The 20,014-nt window shown below is 29.5% G+C and carries 21 protein-coding genes; 4 read left to right on the top strand and 17 right to left on the bottom strand.

Features of this window, described 5'->3' with window-relative positions:
- Positions 1-22: 22 nt before the first annotated feature.
- Positions 23-646 (bottom strand): ribonuclease H1 domain-containing protein, encoded by a 624-nt coding sequence (locus T369_RS0107875; protein ID WP_031553953.1) that lies wholly within the window; start codon positions 644-646, stop codon positions 23-25.
- A gap of 239 nt (positions 647-885) precedes the next feature.
- Between T369_RS0107875 and murC the strand changes: the two genes are divergently transcribed.
- The 3 genes from murC to mscL all read left to right on the top strand — a co-directional run bounded on the left by murC (position 886) and on the right by mscL (position 3,404).
- Positions 886-2,193, top strand: a complete 1,308-nt coding sequence (gene murC / locus T369_RS0107880; protein ID WP_031553956.1) for a UDP-N-acetylmuramate--L-alanine ligase — start codon at positions 886-888, stop codon at positions 2,191-2,193.
- 57 nt (positions 2,194-2,250) lie between these two features.
- A complete protein-coding gene (locus T369_RS0107885; RefSeq protein ID WP_006364095.1) occupies positions 2,251-2,772 on the top strand; it encodes a DUF948 domain-containing protein in 522 nt (173 codons plus the stop codon).
- A 254-nt stretch (positions 2,773-3,026) separates the two neighbouring features.
- Positions 3,027-3,404 (top strand): large conductance mechanosensitive channel protein MscL, encoded by a 378-nt coding sequence (gene mscL, locus T369_RS0107890; protein WP_031553960.1) that lies wholly within the window; start codon positions 3,027-3,029, stop codon positions 3,402-3,404.
- A gap of 48 nt (positions 3,405-3,452) precedes the next feature.
- Here the strand turns inward: mscL and T369_RS0107895 are convergent, their stop codons facing one another.
- The 15 genes from T369_RS0107895 to T369_RS0107965 form a co-directional block, all read right to left on the bottom strand.
- Positions 3,453-3,896, bottom strand: coding sequence for a DUF3021 domain-containing protein (locus T369_RS0107895; protein ID WP_031553963.1), 444 nt, complete (start codon positions 3,894-3,896; stop codon positions 3,453-3,455).
- 12 nt (positions 3,897-3,908) lie between these two features.
- Positions 3,909-4,343, bottom strand: a complete 435-nt coding sequence (locus tag T369_RS0107900) for a LytTR family DNA-binding domain-containing protein (RefSeq protein WP_031553966.1) — start codon at positions 4,341-4,343, stop codon at positions 3,909-3,911.
- A 157-nt stretch (positions 4,344-4,500) separates the two neighbouring features.
- Positions 4,501-4,695 (bottom strand): heavy-metal-associated domain-containing protein, encoded by a 195-nt coding sequence (locus tag T369_RS0107905; protein ID WP_031553968.1) that lies wholly within the window; start codon positions 4,693-4,695, stop codon positions 4,501-4,503.
- A gap of 19 nt (positions 4,696-4,714) precedes the next feature.
- The gene (locus T369_RS0107910; protein WP_031553971.1) at positions 4,715-7,168 is read right to left on the bottom strand and encodes a heavy metal translocating P-type ATPase; all 2,454 of its coding nucleotides are present in this window, start codon (positions 7,166-7,168) and stop codon (positions 4,715-4,717) included.
- 153 nt (positions 7,169-7,321) lie between these two features.
- Positions 7,322-8,317, bottom strand: coding sequence for a D-2-hydroxyacid dehydrogenase (locus T369_RS0107915; RefSeq protein WP_031553975.1), 996 nt, complete (start codon positions 8,315-8,317; stop codon positions 7,322-7,324).
- Positions 8,318-8,406: 89 nt separating this feature from the next.
- Positions 8,407-9,111: an HAD family hydrolase gene (locus T369_RS0107920; RefSeq protein WP_031553978.1), complete on the bottom strand. Its 705-nt coding sequence runs from the start codon at positions 9,109-9,111 to the stop codon at positions 8,407-8,409.
- Between the two features lie 196 nt (positions 9,112-9,307).
- Entirely contained in the window at positions 9,308-9,985 is a 678-nt protein-coding gene (locus T369_RS0107925) for a transaldolase family protein (protein WP_031553981.1), read from the bottom strand.
- Positions 9,978-10,640 (bottom strand): HAD family hydrolase, encoded by a 663-nt coding sequence (locus T369_RS0107930; RefSeq protein ID WP_031553984.1) that lies wholly within the window; start codon positions 10,638-10,640, stop codon positions 9,978-9,980. The genes T369_RS0107925 and T369_RS0107930 overlap by 8 nt, the downstream gene beginning before the upstream one ends.
- Positions 10,641-10,763: 123 nt before the next feature.
- Positions 10,764-11,561 carry an SDR family oxidoreductase gene (locus T369_RS0107935; protein ID WP_031553987.1) on the bottom strand — a complete coding sequence of 266 codons (798 nt, stop codon included), beginning with the start codon at positions 11,559-11,561 and terminating at the stop codon, positions 10,764-10,766.
- Positions 11,562-11,576: 15 nt separating this feature from the next.
- Complete coding sequence (locus T369_RS0107940) at positions 11,577-11,933, bottom strand: PTS glucitol/sorbitol transporter subunit IIA (RefSeq protein WP_031553990.1); 357 nt, start codon at positions 11,931-11,933, stop codon at positions 11,577-11,579.
- 91 nt (positions 11,934-12,024) lie between these two features.
- Positions 12,025-13,032 carry a PTS glucitol/sorbitol transporter subunit IIB gene (srlE, locus tag T369_RS0107945; protein WP_006364083.1) on the bottom strand — a complete coding sequence of 336 codons (1,008 nt, stop codon included), beginning with the start codon at positions 13,030-13,032 and terminating at the stop codon, positions 12,025-12,027.
- 17 nt (positions 13,033-13,049) lie between these two features.
- Positions 13,050-13,595, bottom strand: a complete 546-nt coding sequence (gene srlA / locus T369_RS0107950) for a PTS glucitol/sorbitol transporter subunit IIC (protein WP_031553993.1) — start codon at positions 13,593-13,595, stop codon at positions 13,050-13,052.
- 19 nt (positions 13,596-13,614) lie between these two features.
- Positions 13,615-14,055, bottom strand: a complete 441-nt coding sequence (locus tag T369_RS0107955; protein WP_031553997.1) for a transcriptional regulator GutM — start codon at positions 14,053-14,055, stop codon at positions 13,615-13,617.
- A gap of 15 nt (positions 14,056-14,070) precedes the next feature.
- Positions 14,071-15,981, bottom strand: a complete 1,911-nt coding sequence (locus T369_RS0107960; protein WP_031554000.1) for a BglG family transcription antiterminator — start codon at positions 15,979-15,981, stop codon at positions 14,071-14,073.
- 206 nt (positions 15,982-16,187) lie between these two features.
- Positions 16,188-17,945, bottom strand: coding sequence for a 1-deoxy-D-xylulose-5-phosphate synthase (locus tag T369_RS0107965; RefSeq protein WP_031554003.1), 1,758 nt, complete (start codon positions 17,943-17,945; stop codon positions 16,188-16,190).
- A gap of 380 nt (positions 17,946-18,325) precedes the next feature.
- Between T369_RS0107965 and T369_RS0107970 the strand changes: the two genes are divergently transcribed.
- Positions 18,326-19,165: a DegV family protein gene (locus T369_RS0107970; protein WP_031554006.1), complete on the top strand. Its 840-nt coding sequence runs from the start codon at positions 18,326-18,328 to the stop codon at positions 19,163-19,165.
- Positions 19,166-19,207: 42 nt separating this feature from the next.
- On the opposite strand, the gene T369_RS08920 is transcribed toward T369_RS0107970, so the two are convergent.
- Positions 19,208-20,008: an RDD family protein gene (locus T369_RS08920; protein ID WP_035496553.1), complete on the bottom strand. Its 801-nt coding sequence runs from the start codon at positions 20,006-20,008 to the stop codon at positions 19,208-19,210.
- Between the last annotated feature and the right edge of the window lie 6 nt (positions 20,009-20,014).

The raw sequence follows: 20,014 nt of genomic DNA on the forward strand, positions 1-20,014 counted from the left end.
AAAGAGGTGTTAAACCTCTTATTTATAAATATTTTTTATATCTATTTTCCTTAAATTCCTCAATTGCCTCTTTTGCTAAACTATCTACTAATTCATTTAATTCAACACCTGTATGTGCTCTTACTTTTATAAAGTGTAATTTTACTTTTGTTGATGCTCTACGAGCATACTCGACATAATTTTTTGTATAATCTAAATTAGCCTTCCATTCACCTGTCACCCAAGACTCTATACCTTCATAATCATAAAAAATCGTTATTTCAGGAATCTTTTTATCTACAGCGTACCACATAACAAATTTAGCTGCTTCTATTTCTCCGGCAACATTATGTAACTCCGCATATTCTTCTTTATCTCCGGCATGTTTAAATTGATATTTGTTTTCACCATCAACTATGACTACACCCGATCCATATATTTTGTATGCTCTATCAAAACTACCATCAATATAAGCATAGACACCATCTACACTTTCTATATTTTTCTTTCTAAATTTATTATTATTTAGAAAACCATAGGCATCCTCCATATTATCAAAACTTTTGTAAACCGCTCCTTTATATCCTATGACTTGTTTTTGGCACTCAGGCCAAGTTAGGTACACTCCTGCTTTCCTACCTTTTTTTACCGCGTAATACTTTTTCATTAAAAATCTCCTAATGTTTACTTTACTTAATTAATTATACTATATAAAATTTTTCAAGTAAATTTTTTGTTAGAAATTCTTCCTTTATTATTTAATACTAATTTTTCTAAAAAAATACATTAAAAACAGCGTTTATAAAATTTATCGATTGAATTTTTGAGCATTTTAATGTAAAATTGAAGTGCTTATAATTTTTTTATTTAAAATTTTAAGAATAAACACATTTTAGGAGAATTACAATGAGTAAATATCATTTTATAGGTATTAAAGGATCTGGAATGAGTTCTCTTGCTCAAATCGCTTATGATATGGGGCATGAAGTACAAGGATCTGATGAAGAAACCTATTTTTTTACACAAGAAAAATTAGAGCAACGTAATATCCCTATGTATGGGTATAACGCTGAAAATATTAAAGAAGGCTTTGAGGTTATTTTAGGAAATGCCTTCGATGAAACACATATCGAATACCGTGCAGCAAAAGACTTAGGTCTAAAAATCTATACTTACGCACAATTTTTAGGGAAATTATTAGATGAAATCCCATCTATCGCAGTAACTGGTGCACATGGTAAAACTACTACATCAACAATGGTTAGTAATATCTTCAAACATAACTTCGTGACATCTTACCTTATTGGTGATGGTACAGGTCATGGTGAAAAAAATTCTGACTACATTGTTGCGGAAGCATGTGAGTATTATCGTCACTTTTTAGCTTACCATCCAAATTATGCGATAGTAACTAATATTGACTTTGACCACCCTGATTACTTTAACGATGAACATGATATGTTCGATGCTTTCCAAAGCTTTGTTAACCAAGTTAAAGATACTGTTGTTATTTGTGGAGATGACCGCCTTGCTTCTCAATTAAAACCTAGTACAGCAAAAGTTGTTACATATGGATTTAATGAAGGTAATGATTATCAAATAAAAAATGTAAAAACTACTTCAGAAAATAGTGAATTTGATGTTTACAAAAACTCTGAATTATTAGGAACATTTACTATGGCTGTTTTTGGACTACATGATATTTCAAATGCTACATCTGCAATCGCATTAGCTGATATTTGTGGTCTAAGTACTGATGAAATCCAACAATCACTTGGTTCATATCACCATGCTGAAAGAAGATTTACTGAGCACAAAGTTGGAACTAATGTTGTTGTTGATGACTATGCGCATCACCCAAGTGAAATTAAAGCAACAATCGATAGTGCACGTAGAAAATATAGCGACAAACAAATTATTGCAATATTCCAACCACACACATATACACGTACAGCTAAATTCTTAAATGAGTTTGCTGAAAGCTTACTAACTGCAGATAAGGTATTCCTATGCCCAATTTTCGCTTCAGTTCGTGAGAAAGAGAAAATTGTTGGTATTGAAGATTTACAAAAAGTTACACCAGGTTCAGAAATTATCTATGGTGAAGATAACTTTGATAAATTAAACTTCGATAATAGTGTTATACTGTTCATGGGAGCTGGAAATATCAATAAACTTTGTAATAAATTTGTGGAACAAAACTCAAATAAATAATTATACAAATATTAAATAAAACAAAATAAAGGAAGAATTTTAAGGAGGAAATAAAAAATGCTGGATATTAATTGGCAAATATTGGCTTATGCTGGAATTTTTCTTGCAGGATTAGGTGTATTAATCGCCTGTGTAAGTGCTGCTAGAACTTTAGGTACTGTAAGAAAATCTCTTGCTGCTGCAACTGAATGCGTAGAAGATGTTACTGATATCGCTGAAGATGCATTAAAACTTGCTCAAGATTTAAACGAAACTATTAAAAAAGTTGAAGGAAATTTAGAACCTATTATGTTAGAAACTAATATTTTACTTCAAAACACTAATATTCTTGCTGAAGATCTTCAAGTTAAATCTGAAAAATTAGATCCATTATTTAATTCTGCTGAAGGATTAGCTAATTCAATTAACGGATTACAAAGTTCTGTAGACAATATGAAATCTAATGTTACAAACTTCAAAGCGAAAAATGATAAGCGAAAAGAAAACTTCGTAGAAAAAGTTGAAGAAAATAAAGAAAAAGCTTCTAACTTATTAAACAAATTTTTAAAAAAAGATAAAGTTGAAAAAGAAGAACTTTAATTTTAAAAAAAAACACAAAAGAAACAGTTAAATTTAATAATTTAATTGTTTCTTTTTTTTACAAAAATCTTAATTTAACTTGTATAAAAAACTTCACTAAAAGCGCTATCAGATGGCTAAATAAAAAGAATTATCATGGAATACGTTTTCTTTAAATTTTTTTTAAAAATATGAGCATTCCTCTTGATTTTATTTGCAATATACTATATTATACTCAAAGTAAAATATAAATTAAAAAGGAGAAAAAAGTATTTATGTTAAACGAATTTAAAAAATTTGCATTTAAAGGAAATGTTCTAGACTTAGCAGTTGGGGTTATCATCGGGGCTGCGTTTGGTAAAATCGTTAGTTCATTAGTAACTGACATTATGATGCCAATTATCGCTCTTGTATTCCCATCTAAGCCAGATTTCACTAACTTAGCTTGGGAAGGTATCAAGTACGGTAACTTCATCCAAGTTAGTATTGACTTCTTAATCACTGCATTTGCTATCTTTATCTTTGTTAAAGCTATTAACACTGCAAAAGATAAAATGTCTAAAGAAGAAGCTGACGCAGCAGCTGAAGCACCAGTTGAAGTTGATTCTAAAGAAGAACTTCTTAAAGAAATCCGTGATTTATTAAAAAAATAATAATTGATTAAAATCATTAAAAGGTCTGACATTGTCAGACCTTTTTTATTATTTATAATTTAGTAATTTCTCATTTATTTCTCTTATACTTTTTCTTATACTAAAATACTTTACTACACCTATTACTACATATATTATACTAGCAAGTAGAATCATTGATAAAAATGCTGTAAAGCTACTAAACCATTTTAAATAGTAACCTGCTAGTACCAGTGGTAAAAGTATTAAGCAATAATGAGCAATAAAAGTTATTTTAATATTATCATTAAGCTTACTTTGGAATATATTACTTGCTAAACCTTGTAGTAACCCTAAAATAGCAAATACAATCGTCTCAACTAGTACAGCTGTATTTACATTACTAAAACTTTCAATAAAAATTGGTTTTCCTGGAGAGAATTCTCCGTAAGCCATACTAAATATTAAATTAAGTAGATTACCTACACCAATACCTAATAACATATATATAACTAATTTTTGAAATGTTCTCATTTTTCTTTCCTCCTATAAGCCAAGTTTAGTTTTAAAATCTTTTAACAATCTGCGAGACACGTAACTAATATCTGAATTTTTATAAACGATAACTATTGTTCCTCTAATACTTAAATCCAAATTTTTAATAAATTTAATATTAGCTATCTCACTTTGTGATATTTTTACAAAATCTTTAGTTAATAAGTTATTCATTTCATACAATTTCTTTCTTACGACAAACTTTCCTTTTGTTGTAACTACAAAAACTTTCCTATCTTCTACAAAGACTCTTATTATATCCGAAATATCTAATACACAAACTTGCTCATCAGCTATTCCAACTAAATAATCTTCTTTATATTCTATATAATTTACCAACTCTTGAACTTCATCGTTTATCTTATCCGTTGATATTGTTACTAATATTTCTTTAAACTTTTCATCAATATTTAATTCTACTTTCATAATTTATCACCACCTTTTCTCTTTTGTTACTTATATTTTATATAATTAAATTATAAAAATCTACAACAAATGTATATGTGGTTAATTCTCATGCCTATATGGTTATAAATAAAAAAAAGAGTTCAGTTAATTATGAAATTAACTGAACTCCTTAATACTAATTTATTTTAAATTTTGTGTCAGATAAAGCTGCTTGAAGTGATTCTTTAGCTACATCACCTTCAACAGTTAAAGTTTTTTCTTGGATACTAACTTCAACACTATCAACGTTTTCTAATTTAGACAATTTATCTTTAACAGTAGCTACACAACCACCACATTTTACACCTTCGATATTATAAGTATTTTTCATGATTATTCCTTCTTTCTTATTAATTTAATTTTATTCTTTTTAATCTTAAAGCATTTAATACTACTGATACTGAACTAAAACTCATTGCTGCCCCTGCTAACATTGGATTTAATAAAGGACCTCCAAATAGATACACAATACCCATTGCGAAAGGAATACCTATTACATTGTAGAAAAATGCCCAGAATAAATTTTCTTTTATGTTCTTTATTGTTTTTCTACTTAAGTTTATCACATTAACAACAGTATTTAAATCTGATTTAATAAGTACTACATCTGCAGCATCTATAGCTACATCTGTACCTGTACCAATTGCTAATCCTACATCAGCTTGAACTAACGCTGGAGCATCATTAATTCCATCTCCTACCATAGCAACTCTTCTTCCTGATTCTTGTAATTTTTTTATTTCATTTGCTTTATCTTCAGGTAGTACCTCACTTATAACTTTATCTATTGATAATTCTTTAGCTATTGCTTGTGCAGTTTTTGCATTATCACCAGTTAACATTACTACTTCTATACCTAATTTATGCAACTGCTCTACTGTTTTTGCACTACTATCTTTAACTTGATCAGCTACAGCAATAATTCCAGAAAGCACATTATCTATTGCAATGTATAAAGGTGTTTTACCTTCAGAAGCATATTTTTCAGCATTATTAATATTATCTGCAATATTAACATTATTATTTAACATTAGTTTTTTATTACCAATTAGGATATTTTTATTATTTACTACTGCAACTACACCTAAACCTACTAGTGAATTAAAATCTTTCACTTCTAGTATATCTAGGTTCCTATTTTTAGCTTCTTCTACTATTGCTAAACCTAGTGGATGCTCAGAAAGATATTCAACACTTGCAACCATCTGTAAAATCTCTTCTTCAGTATAATTATTATATGTTAATACATTAGTTACAGCAAGTTTACCTTCTGTTAATGTTCCAGTTTTGTCAAATACCACTGTATCTACTTCTTTAGTTATTTGTAGAGCTTCTGAACTTTTTATTAAAATACCATTTTCAGCACCTTTACCTGTTCCTACCATAATGGCTGTTGGTGTAGCAAGACCTAAAGCACATGGACAAGCTATAACAAGAACAGAAATTATTATTTTAAGAGAAAAACCCCATGTTTCTCCTCCAACAAAATACCATACTCCTGCGGCTACTAGGGCTAAAGTAATAACAATAGGTACGAACACACCTGATATTTTATCAGCTAATTTTGCAATAGGTGCTTTAGAGTTTTGAGCATCTTCTACTAGTTTTATTATTTGAGATAAAGTAGTATCTTCACCTACTCTAGTAACTTTCATTTTAAAGACACCTGTTTTATTTAAACTAGCACCTACTACTTTACTATCTACACTTTTTTCTACCGGTAGACTCTCACCTGTTAACATTGATTCATCAACTGATGAGTAACCTTCTATTACAACACCATCTAAAGGTATTTTTTCTCCTGGACGTACTAATAATACATCACCCACAACTATTTCTTCTACGTTTACTACTGATTCAACACCGTCTTTGATAATGTTTGCTGTTTTCGGTGCAAGATTTATTAGTTTACTTATTGCATCAGTTGTACGACCTTTTGATACAGCTTCAAAATATTTACCTAAAGTTATTAAAGTAAGTATAACTGCAGCAGATTCATAATATAGATTCATTGCTGCATGTTTATCGCCCAAATAAGCTAAGATAGTAGAATGTAGACTGTATAAAAATGCTGCTCCAGAACCAAGTGCTACAAGTGTATCCATATTTGGTCTTCTTCTAAATAAAGACTTTATACCTACTATGAAAAACTGTCTTCCTAAATATATTACTGGTAATACTAATATTAACTGCACTGTTGAGTATAATCTAGGACTTTGCATTGGTGTCAGACCACTTGGTATCGGTAAGCCAAACATATCTGCCATAGCAATATATAGTACAGGTATAGCAAATAATGCAGAATAACAAAATCTTTTCCATACACTTTCGATTTGTTTTTTCTTTTTATCTACTTTGTTATCTATATTTTTATCAATATCTAATTTAGCTTTATAACCAGCTTTATCCACTTCTTGCTCAATTTGCCCCACACTTAAGATATTTTTATCAAATCTAACAAACATTTTTTCGGTTGTCAAATTTACTGTTGCTTCTTCTACTCCTTCTAAAGCAGAAACTGTATCTTCAATGTTTTTTGCACATGATGCACAGCTCATTCCTTCAATTATGAAAGTTTTTTCTTCAATACTTGTAATTAAGCTAAGTCCATAACCTGCTTTCTCTACGGCATTTATTACATCTTCACTGCTCACATTGGAATCTCTTGTTAAAGTAAGTTTTTCTGTTGCCAAGTTTACACTGACATCACTGACACCTTCTAAACTTTTAACACTTTCTTCAACATGTGCTGCACAAGATGCACAACTCATTCCATCTATTGAGTATACTTCTTTTTTGTCCATTAATAATCACCTCTTTGATTTTTGTTTACATCTGTAATCTTTCTACATAAATAAGTATACTACTATCGTCTACTTTTGTCAACGTAATTTTATATTTTTTTTTAACAATAAAATACCCTAAAACAAACGTTCTAGGGTATTCACATAATAATATTAATTTACTACATTTACAGATGTACCTGTTTTAATTACTTCTACAGCCGCTTCTAATCCACCTTCAACAAGGTTCTGAATAGCTGTTTCTGTATAGAAGGCTGTATGTGGTGTATAAATTACATCATCTCTATCTATTAGTGTTTGTAGTAATTCATCATCAAATTCTTTATCTTCGAAGTTTTTAGGCACATATTTACCTTCATTTTCATAAACATCTAATCCCGCACCTAACAATTTACCACTATCAAGTGCACGTAGTAATGCTTTAGTATCAACTAACATACCTCTTGCCGCATTTAACAAGATAGAATTATCTTTCATTTTTGATAAAAATTCATCATTTACCATATGATTATAGTCTTTTATAGCTGGCATGTGGATAGTTATAATATCTGAATTAGTAATAAGATCATCAATGTTGTCAACATATTCTAATACTTCGCGAGCAGCATCATTAGGATAAATATCATAACCTAGCACTTTTGAACCTAAAGCCTTAAATAGTCTAGCTGCTTGTGTTCCAATTCTACCTGTTCCTATTACACCTACTGTTAATGTTCTTAGTTCTCTTGATAAGATACCAGGATTCCATGTGAAATTGTGTTTTTCTACATTTCTTTGGATTTTATTAGTATTTCTACTAATTCTTAAAGCTGTTGTTAGTACATGCTCAGCAATTGCGTTTGGAGAATAAGAAGGAACATTAGTCATTTTAATATCCAATTCTTTCATTAATTCTAAATCATAAATGTCAAATCCTGCTGAACGTGTAGCAAATACTTTTATTCCTTGCTCTTTTGCGTATTCATAAACTTCTTTTTCGAAAGGTTTATTTTGGGCAAGAACTACACCATCTTTACCTTCTAATAAATGTTTATTACTAGCTGTTAGCTCTTCTGAATGCACATCAACTTCCACTTCAGGATGTGAAGCAATCCAATTATTTAATGCACTTTTTTCATCTTCTCTTAAATTAAATAGTACTAGTTTCATACTTATGGTCTCCTTTATATTTGGTTATAATAATAACAAATTTTTAATTTATAGTATAATTTTATCATAAAACTATAATTACATAAACTTTATAAACTTTCCTTAACTATCTTTTTAAGTTCCAAAAATAATTCTTCATTATTTTTAACTTCTTTATACACTTTAACATCTTTTGGCAATTTTTGATTATAGCGGTTTATCCAAATAATATTCCAGTCAGCATTGTTAGCCCCTATAACATCATTTTCTAATGAATCACCTATGAAGAATAACTTGTTTTTATTTAAATTTAATTTTTTCTCTGCATGTTCAAAAATTCTTTTATCAGGTTTATTTATACCAAGGTCGCCAGAAACTATAATATTATCTTTATGTATCCAATTTTCTACACCTAGTACCTTTACCTTTGACCATTGATGATCACTAGGTCCATTTGTAATAACTGCAAGTTTAATATTATTTCCAAGGGAATAATCTAAGATACTTTTTGTTAGCTCAGTCATTTCTAAACGGCCTTGATTTTTCTTATATTCTTTTTGAAAATCCAGTGCCTCTTCATCACTTAATATAATGTTTAAATCATTTGCCGCTTGTTTAACTCGGTAAATGTGATATTCATCTACAGTCATATTTCCGTTTCTTGAATCTTCATATTTTACCTCACTATAGTACCTACTTAAACAATATAACTTCTCGATATCAACTTTGTGTTTAAACAATTTATTATACGCATCTCTAAATGGAACTATTTGTTCATACAAAGTATCATCAACATCAAAAACAAAACCTAACATAGACTTCTCCTTAAAATAAAAATTTTATCAACTTAGTTAATTGTTCGGGAAACAATAATGCTATCCGGGCCGATTTTAATTTACCAACACCTTTTAGCATACAATAATATAATTATATATATAAATAAGTTGACAGTCAACAAATATCCGAACATAATAAAAACTCCCTAGATCAATATTCTAAGGAGTGTTTTATTTATTTTAAAGCATCTACTACTTTACTTCTATTGAATTTTCTTTCCCAATCTTTTTCAAAGTCAATTACTGATTTATCAGTATATGGATGCCAAATACTTGTTTCTAACACATCTGGCGCTACTGTAGCAGCTTCCGCTCCGCAAAGAAGTATATTTTTAAACTGTTTAACATTTTTGAAACTTGCTGCTAATATTTCTGTTTTATAATCTTTTAACAATTCTTTTATTTCTACAATAACTTCCTCAGCATCTTGACCAATATTTTCTAATCTATTCACGTAAGGAGCAACATAACTCGCTCCATTTTTTGCTGCAGCTAATGCTTGCATTGCAGATAACACCGCTGTTGCAGTTACATTAATACCTGCTTTATCACATAATTTAATAGCCTCTAAACCTTCTTTAGTTACTGGAATTTTTATGAAAAATGTTTCTCCAAAGTATGCTTTTAATTTTTTGGCTTCTTCTAATATTTTTTGTGCAGAATTTTCAGTCGTTTGAACGTGAATTTCATACTTATCATAAGCAAACTCTTTAATTTCCGCTAACTTTTCTTCTAAAGGTTTATCTATTTTAGATAGTATACTTGGATTTGTTGTTATCCCTGCTATACTGTAATATTTAGCTATTTCTTTTGCTTTATTAATATCTGCACTATCTAAAAATATTTTACTCATTTTTACCCTCCAATATTTCTATTACTTCTCCCAAGTTTGTTAATATTCTGTCTGCTGTATCTTCACATTCTTTATCTACAGTAAACATATCCGGAACCATAAATACCATCGCATCTGAAGCTTTTCCAGCTTTTATCCCTGCTTTTGAATCTTCTAGAATTAAACAATCTTTTGCATCTACACCTAATCTTTTAGCAGCTAATAAAAATACATCTGGAGCAGGCTTCCCATTTTCCACCTCTGCTCCACTAGCTATCTCATCTATATATTTTTCTAACTTTGTTTTTTCTAAGTTATTTTTAATATCTGCCGTATCTGATGAAGAAGCAACTGCAATTTTGTAATTATTTTCTCTTAAATATTTTAATAATTCCTCCACATAAGGCATCTTTCCTGGGCCAACTGTATACAAAACATTTTCAATATATTCATAATGATCATCTACCAATTTTTTTCCATCTACATTTGTTCCTTGAAAATAATCAATCCAAAATTGATAAATATTTGCTTTAGTAAATCCTAAAACTTTCAAAGTTTCCTCTTTAGTCATATTATAACCTTGAGCTTTTGCTGAATTTATAAAAGCTTCTGTAGATAGACTTTCTGTGTCGACCATTAGGCCATCCATATCAAATAATACCGCCTTAATTTCCATAGTCGCCTCCTATATTATTATTCTTTTACATATTTAATTATAGTCTATAAACATTTTCTTTACAAACTATTCTTTTCTACTAAATAAAGTTGGAGCATATAATATATACTCCAACTAAACATATTATCCTCTTGTTTTTCCACCTGCTACATTATATGTAACACCATGGACATAGCTAGCTCTATCACTTGCTATATAAGCAACTAAATCTGCTACTTCTGATAATTTTCCATCACGTCCTAATGGAGTAGTTTTTGTACTTGTATATCCTGCACGAATTTGTTCTACTGTTACACCACGAGTATAAGCTAATGCCTCTTCATAAGCTAATGTTCTTAGTCCAGTTGCTTCTAAGATACCAGGTGCTACTCCAACAACTCTTACTCCTTGTTTTCCTAATTCTTTTGCCCAAGAACGTGTTAATGAATTTACAGCATTTTTACTTGCTGCATAAATACTTTGTCCTTCTGATCCTTCTAACCCAGATTCTGATGACATATTTACTATTACACCACTACCTTTAGCTACAAGTACACGTCCAACTTCTTGAGAGAAGATAAATAGACCTTTTACGTTTATATCCATAATTTTATCATACTCTTCATCACTAAACTCGTATTTACCTTCAGGATCATTTTTATCTACTAATAAACGAGGAATATTAATTCCAGCATTATTTACAAGGATATCGATTGTTCCAAATTTTTCTAAAGTTTTAGCTACAACTTCTTTAACATCACTTCTCTTAGTTACATCACATTTAACATATAGTAATTTATCATTATCAGACTCTTTTTCTGCTAAGTCACTTACTACTACGTTACATCCTTGATTTAAGAATTCATCAACTACTGCTGCTCCAATACCTGATGCTCCACCTGTTACTACTACTGTTTTTCCTTCTAAATTTAACCAACTCATAATTATTTCTCCTTATTATTTTTCTATTGTAATTTTTGTATTAATACCAATTGCTGGACAGCTTTTTTCTTCCACTACGATTGCCCCTGGTAATAAATTATCTAAATCACCAGAGAAATGCACTGTTAGATGACCTAAATCAACTAGGTTCTTCTCAGCTACATCACCTACACCAAGAATTTCAAACTCTTCTCCATCTACTTTTAATGTTTGACCTACTTCAATAGTTGCATTAGTAGGTACTACATCAATTCCATAACAATAATCTTTTAACATATCTGGTGCATTATCACCAAAAAGGATAAACATCCCATCACCAAATTCACCTACAAGACTTCCTTTACTTTTTACTGTATTTTCATAAATTATCATAATCATTCTTCCTTTGCTTATTTTTTATTTCCTTCATTTACGGTCGACTACGTCGTTAATGTAGGAAGCGAAGACCGCTTCCTATGAAATTTTAAGAGTACATTCCAAAGCTTGCTAACCAAGCTACGATAACCCTTGGTACCCCAATAATAAATCTTGAGTAAAGTACTGATACTACCCCTACTTCTACTGTTTCTGGTTCAGCTTCTGCAAGACCTAAACCAACTGGGATAAAGTCACAAGCACATTGTGTGTTGATTGCGAATAATGCAGGTAGAGCTAATTGCGGTGGAATAGTTCCTTTTCCGATTTCAACCCCAATTAATGTACCGATAATTTGTGCAATTACTGCACCAGGTCCAAGTAACGCTGATAATAATGGAATAGAACATACAAATCCTAAAGCTACTAATCCAAAGATGTTCCCTGCTAGCGGAGTTAATAATTTAGCAAACCAGTTACCAAATCCTGATCCTTGGATAACCCCTATTAACATCGCAACAAATGCCATAAATGGTAAAATTGTTGTAATCATTGATTGAACTGCATCTCTTGCAGCTTGGTATAATGTATGAACTACTTTACCAGCACCCATACCAATTTTTTGAATAACAGATGATTTAGCATTTTCTGCTAAACTTTGTGAAACTTTTTTATCTGCACTATATTTAAATTCACGTTTTGGTTCTTCTTGAGTTTTTTCCTCAACTACTACTTCTTCACTACCTTCAGCTAATGAGATTTGATCTAATCCTACAGCTGAAACATAAATATCTTCTTTAATAAATTTAGCAAGTGGTCCACTTGGTCCAACAGGCATAATGTTAACTGTTGGAATTCTTTTTTGTGGGTAAATACCACAACGCAATGTTCCACCACAGTCAATAATTGCTAAGAAAATTTCTTCGTCTGGTACTGATGTTTTAAATCCATTAACCGCAGTAGCACCTGTTAATTTTACGATTTTTTCTACGATTTCAGGTTCAGCTCCACCACCTGTGATATATAAAATTTTATCTTTTCCTGGTTTTGGAGTTACTACTAAAGGTCCACCGAAACCACCACTACCTTTTTCTATTTTAATTGTTCCGTATGTCATAATTATTTCTCCTAATCCTACGCTTTTAATTCATTACTTAATTCAATTTTTTGTTGTTTCATAACCATTTTTGTTGTAAAATCTGTAACCCATCCAGCAAAGAAGTTCATTACTAACCCTACAAGAAGGTATCTAATTGCTAATGGTGTAACGTCTAATCCTAATTGAGTAATTCCATTTGCAATACCTAAGTAGATGAAGATTTCACCAACGTTAATGTGTGGAAATACCCCACTGTTCGTGTGACAGTGATATGATGCAGATGCATAATAACTAGGTTTCATACGTTCTGGTAAAAATTTACCCATTGATAATGCCATAGGGTTTGCTAACATAAATGCAGAAACGAATGGCAAAATTCCGTAAGCTAAAATTACATTTTTAGAACACACTTTAGCAAATTTTTCTACTCTGTGTGGTCCAATAAAAGCGACTAATGCATTCATAAATACAAGTAGTAATAATACTTTCGGTACGATTCCTCCAACCCAACTTACGAATACTTTTGCACCTTCGTCAAATAAACCTGTAAAGCCTGATGCTAATTTAACAATATAATCCATATTGTCCTCCTTATAATATTTAATTTAATTTTAATTTTTTTGCTAATTTCCCAAATGGACTTGGCTCCATTTCAACCTGTCCACCAGCAGAAATTGTTTTATAATTAACAACACCGTCAAGCACTGCACTAGTTAAAGATGCTGATAGTTTTATCGCTTTACAATCTTCTCTATTTATAGTCCCTACTTTAAGACCATTGAAATATTCAAATTTTTTAAATCTAGCAAGTACTGTTACTCCTTGCATAGCTTCTCCAGTGATAACCTTATCATTATCGTCTATAGCTAGCATAACAATTGCTCCCGCACGTGCAGCACCTTTTTTTCTTCCTATTACTACTCTACCTATTCGTCTAAGTTTACTATAGCTTCGTTTGAAACTATTTAACTGAACATAAGTTAGAGCATACTGTAAAATAAACGCTAAAATAAAGAGTATTCCTAAAACTATTAAATTCATATGTCCTCCTAATTGCTATCTATATAAATTAGTATTTTTTATAAAGTAATTTACTAATAAGTCATAATTATCTATTTTAGATATGTCTGTAATTAATTTTTCATCTTTAATAATAGAAATTAATTCATCGTAGGTTTTAGCTAAAATCAACCCATTTTTTTCTCCTTCGGGTACACACGCCATAAATATTAGTTTTAAGTCTTTATTATCCTTAAATCCTTTTTCACTTACCCCTAGAGCAATTATTAAATCATCTCCCAGTTTATTTATTGTATGTGGAAATGCTACATTTTTCTCAAAAATCATAGACGATTTTTTTTCTCTTTCTCTGATTCTCTTTAAAAACTTATCATCTACTAAATGCTGTTTTATTAACTCTTCTATCATAAAGTCAATATTTTCAGCATATGTTTTTTTACTATCACATTTGAAAAATGTCTCTTCTCTCATCGAGCTTAGCAATACTGATTCCATTCCTCGAATACTAGGATTATTCATTTTATTAACATATTGTAAAAAATTAATTTCTTTTTTCAAGTACATCTTATCTAAAATTTCATTTTGATAAATAACCGGTGTTTCTGTTTCAAACTTTATATCTTCAGTAGAAATTATAATATTAAATTTACTATAATCAACTTTTTCAAAAGTGGTGTATGCTGATACTTGTGAATTTACTATTATACTTTCTATTTCATTTATCATAAGTTTGCTATATGCTGGTCCTGAATTAGTTATCAACAAGATACTTAGATTTTCAGATTGAACTTTTATTTTCTTCAATAATGTTTCAAAATATATTGCTAGATAACTAATTTCATCTTCTGAAACTATATAGTTATACTTATTGTTAATTACTTTACTGGCAGTTTTAGCAATTTTATATGATACCGGATATTGTTCTTTAATTTTCTCTTTCATATTGTTGTTATATCTAACACCGTATTTTAATCGTTCCATTAAGAAGTATATGTGATAGATAAACTCTTCAATTATATCCGAAGTATCAAATTCAAGTCCATACTCGTAAACAACTGTTTCTAAAATTTCCTGAACAAGTTTTGTATACTCTTCAGTATATTTTAGATTTTCTCTTATTTTATTTATTTTTGTAGGAACTCTCATCGTAGCAAAGCAAATCGCTAAAAATTTGATTTCATCAGTAGATAAGTTTATCTTGTATTTATTCTCTATATAATCACTTATCTCTTTAATAAAATGTTGTGCATAGTTGTTTAATAATTCTTCATATTGCTTTTCTTCAAAGTCTAGATAAAAGCCATTAGCAAATCGATCTAAAGATACTGTTAAGTATCTGAAAAATTCAGTTTTTGCCTGTTTATCAATTTTGTACTTTTCAAATGTTTCATCAAAAAATATATTATCATCTTTATCAAAAATATCTTCCTTGTACATATAATTAAAAATATTTTCTAGAATAAAAATTCTAATATCTTTTTCTAGACCAACTACTTTAATACCTGTATTAGGTTTTCCTTTTATAACAAGATTATAACTACTTATAATGTCATTTAATTTTTTTATATCGGAATTTAAAGTTGTTCTACTAACTATCATTTCAAAAGCTAAATCGTCTATTAGGGTACTTTCACCCGATGAAACTAATGTCTTAAATATATATACTAGCCTTACCTTACTAGAATCAAAATTAACACTAGCTTCATATATAGATCTTTTTCTCTTTAAATATTCTTCTAACTTTGTAATAAAAAGACTATAATTTGAATTTTTATTTTCTATGTATGCACAGTCTTCAAATAATTCATTTAAAGATTTTATTTCATTACTAATAGTTTTTGAACTTACCTTTAATACATCTAGTAAGTATTGATCCTGAACTAAAAAGTTAGATTCTAGTATATTTAGTAGTCTCAAACTTCTATTATCATAATTAAAAATCTCCATTTGCTTCACCACCTACATTTATTATAATGTTAACGTTTCAAAAAATTAATACAGTTATTTTCTTTTAAAAAGAAAAACGCTTTAATTTTTTATAAAACCCTACTCTAATGACTTTAACTACATATATTTCTAAACAAAATAATTTATATAATATAGTTTTAAATAGAAAAAGCCCCCTCAAAAAATTGAGGATGCTTTTACTTATTTTATAGACTTTCTATAATATTTTTTACTATATTATCTACGGTTAAACCATTTTCTTCCATTAATTCTTCTACTTTATATCTATCATAGAATTTTTTATTTATCCCGTAGTTTTGCACTTTTAAGCCTATATTTCCTAGGAAACTTGCTACAGTTTGACCGTATCCACCTTCTACTATACCATCTTCAATCGTTACAACTAACTTATGATTTTCTTCTAAAGAATTTAATAATTCTTTATCCAAACCTGTTAAGAACTTTGGATTTACTAATGTTGCTTCTATATTATGTTTAGATTTCAGTTGTTCAACGACTTTTTCAGCCAAGCCATAGAAGTTTCCAACTCCAAATATTGCAACCTGTTTCCCAGCTTTAACTACTTTATTCTTATTTAATATAGAATAATCTGTTGTATCTTCTTCGCCAGTTTCCACAACACTTCCTACAGGAACTCTAATAGCTACTGGATGTTTATCTTGATTAATTGCCCAATCTAACATTGCTAAATGTTCTTCTTTATTAGTCGGGGCTAGGTAAACAAAGTTTGGTATATGAGATATAAATGGTATGTCAAAAAATCCTAAATGACTTTCATCATTCATTGAGTTTATTGAAGCACCATAGACTAATACTACCCCTGCTTGATTATTTAATGCCATATCATGAGAAAGTTGGTCATATGCTCTTTGTAAGAATGTAGAAAATACTGACCAAATAGGCTTTGCTCCATTTTTAGCTAGTCCTGTTGTCATAGTTGCTGCTTGTTGTTCAGCAATACCAACATCTACAAACTGACTTCTAAATTTCTCTCTTAATTTTCTGTCGAAAACTATTCTTGGTGTCCCTGCATTTACAACAACAGCCAATGAATCTTCTTCTAATTTTTTAGCTAAATACTGAGATGTAATACCATTGTATGTTTGAGAAGAGTTACCTTGATTTTTATATTCTCCAGTTTCTAAACTAAATGGTCCACCAGCATGGAATTTTTCGTGATCTTTTTCAGCAGGTTCAAATCCTTTACCTTTTTCTGTGTAAATATGTAATACTACTGGATGATCTATATCTTTTACTTCTTTAAATAATGAAATTAGTTCTTCTAAGTTATTACCATCTTCTAAGTAGTGATAATCATATCCTAATGCTTTAAAAATATTGTTAGTTACCTGACCTTTATTTTCACGCAGCTCTCTTAATGCAGTATATATACCACCTTTAGGATTTTTAGCAATAGATTGGTCATTATCATTTATTATAATTATTGCATTAGTTCCTAATGTTGCTATTGTGTTTAACCCTTCATAAGCCATACCACCTGATAAAGAACCATCTCCAATAATTGCCACAACATTACCTTTTTCTTTTTTCAAGTCTCTTGCATGTAGTATACCACTTGCTAAAGATAAAGAAGTTGATGTATGACCAATAGTAAATAGATCATGCTCACTTTCTTTTGGATTAGTATATCCTGAGACATCATCATAATGTTTAGGATCTGTAAATGCCTTTTGACGCCCTGTTAACATTTTATGAATATAAGTCTGATGTGATACATCAAAAACTAACTTATCAACTGGAGAGTCAAATACATGGTGCAAGGCAACTGTCATCTCCACCATTCCTAAGTTTGGCCCACTATGTCCACCATGAGCACTTATTTTTTCTAATAACGCTGTTCTTGTTTCATCTACAAGAGTATGTAATTCTTCAATTGTTAATTCTTTAAGGTCTTTTGGTCCTGAAATATTTTCTAAAATCATCCTGAATCCTCCTAATTCCATCGCTGTATAAATATTATTATAACATAAATCAATCTAATTCAATCATTCATTTTTATTATAGCATTAGTAAACAAACTAAATATTTTCTATAACTTATTATATCTTTTCATCAAATAAATGTAAATATAATTAGAGATAAACAATGTATCTTTTAAAAATATTTTAGATGGATGAAAGCTTTAACATCATATATAAATCAACTTTAATCACAAAATACTTCAATATAAGTTAACATATCGTTTCACTTTTTATTTGAAAAAATTTATTTTTTAGTTTATTATTATCTAAGTAGAATTTTCTACATAACTTTATGATTATTAAAAAAACTAAATGTATATTTTATATTTGAGGTGAAACTTATGAAAACAGCATTTGTATGTGATTCAGCATTACAAATTAATCAAGAATTCGAAAAAAACAATCCAATCTTAACTGTAATTCCAGTTGAGGTTCGTCTAGACGATGAACTTTATATAGATAATGTAACTATTACTCCTGAGGTATTTTACGAAAAAGTAAATGCTGGTATGAAACCTAGCACTAGCCAACCATCAGTTGGAAGAATCTTAGAAGTATATGAAAAACTAAAAAGTGAAGGTTATGAAAGAATAGTAGCTTTTAGTGTATCTTCAAAATTATCTGGTACTTATTCATCATTCTTACAAGCAAAAGATCTTATCGATGGACTTGAAATTAAAGTAATAGATACTGAACAAGTAGCTAGAATGGTTGGTTGTGCTATTGAAAAAATTGTTAAAGATTACACAGCAGGAACACTTGCTTATGAAGATATAGAAAGTAAATACAAAGAACTTTTAGAAAAACAAAACGTTCTAGTAACAGTAGAAACTATGGACTTCCTTTATGCTGGTGGACGCTTAACTAAAGCTCAGTTCTTTTTATCAAACTTATTAAGCATTCTACCTATTATCACAGTTAAAGATGGTTTATTAACTGTTTCTGGAAAGCATAGAGGTATGAATAAAGTTCTTACGAAAATGTGTGAAGAAATTAAAGAAAAAAATCCAAAATCACTATTCATACTATATACAAGTGATGATTTACTTGCTAAAGCACAAGATACAATTAAAAAAGTGTTTGGAGATATCGAAACTGAAATTGAAGTTGTTTCTCCAGTTATTGGATGCCATGCAGGGCCTCGTGCTGTTGCTATCGGGTATCTTGGTTACGATAAATAGAAGAAAAAAGATGCAATTTTAAAATATTGCATCTTTTTTTGGCTATAAAGCTCTTATTTTTTCATTCATTTGTTTTCTTAACTTAGAAAAGTCTTCTTTAACAACAACAGTATCAGCAATATAATCATGTAATCCTTTTTTCTTAGGCAGTATACCTACTAAAAGATAAGGAGTACAGAATAATACTGTCATTAGTATTCTTCCTACAGTCTCACGATAAATTACATCAGACCACGATAGTTTTTCACCTTTATTTGTTTCTACTTTTATCTTCATTATTACTTTACCTAATGTTTGAGAAAAGAAATATGTCATAAGAATAAAGTAAGTAAATAATACTATCACAAAGCTTAAAGTAAATTCTCTAATTAAAAAAAGTTTAATCTCTACGTTTAAATAATTTAATGTCACCGTATTGAACAATCCAGTTATTGAGAAAACTACTATTAAATCTATTATATAGGCAATAAATCTTTGCCAAAAACCTGCATAGAAGTTTTCTGATAGTTTTATATAATCTTCAAATGTTGTTGGTAATGAAAAATCTACATTACGGTAATAATTATTGTAATTATAACTTTGATTATTTGTTTGGTTAACTTGCTGAGTTAAATTTTCGGTTTTTACAGATTGTTCATTATTTTGATTTTCTTTCGGTTCACTACTTTGGTAGTCAGACTGCAACGTCTCATTACTTTCATTATTAGTAGTTGACTCGCTAGTTTGGATAGTATCTGATGTTAAGTCCTCATTTTGGTGTTTCACTTGTGAAGTTTCACTATTTTGATCAAGGTTTGATTCATTACCTAGATAATCAGGGTTTGTATTTTCATTATTAGTCATTATAAC

This window comes from Gemella sanguinis ATCC 700632 (assembly GCF_000701685.1).
Lineage (GTDB): Bacteria > Bacillota > Bacilli > Staphylococcales > Gemellaceae > Gemella > Gemella sanguinis.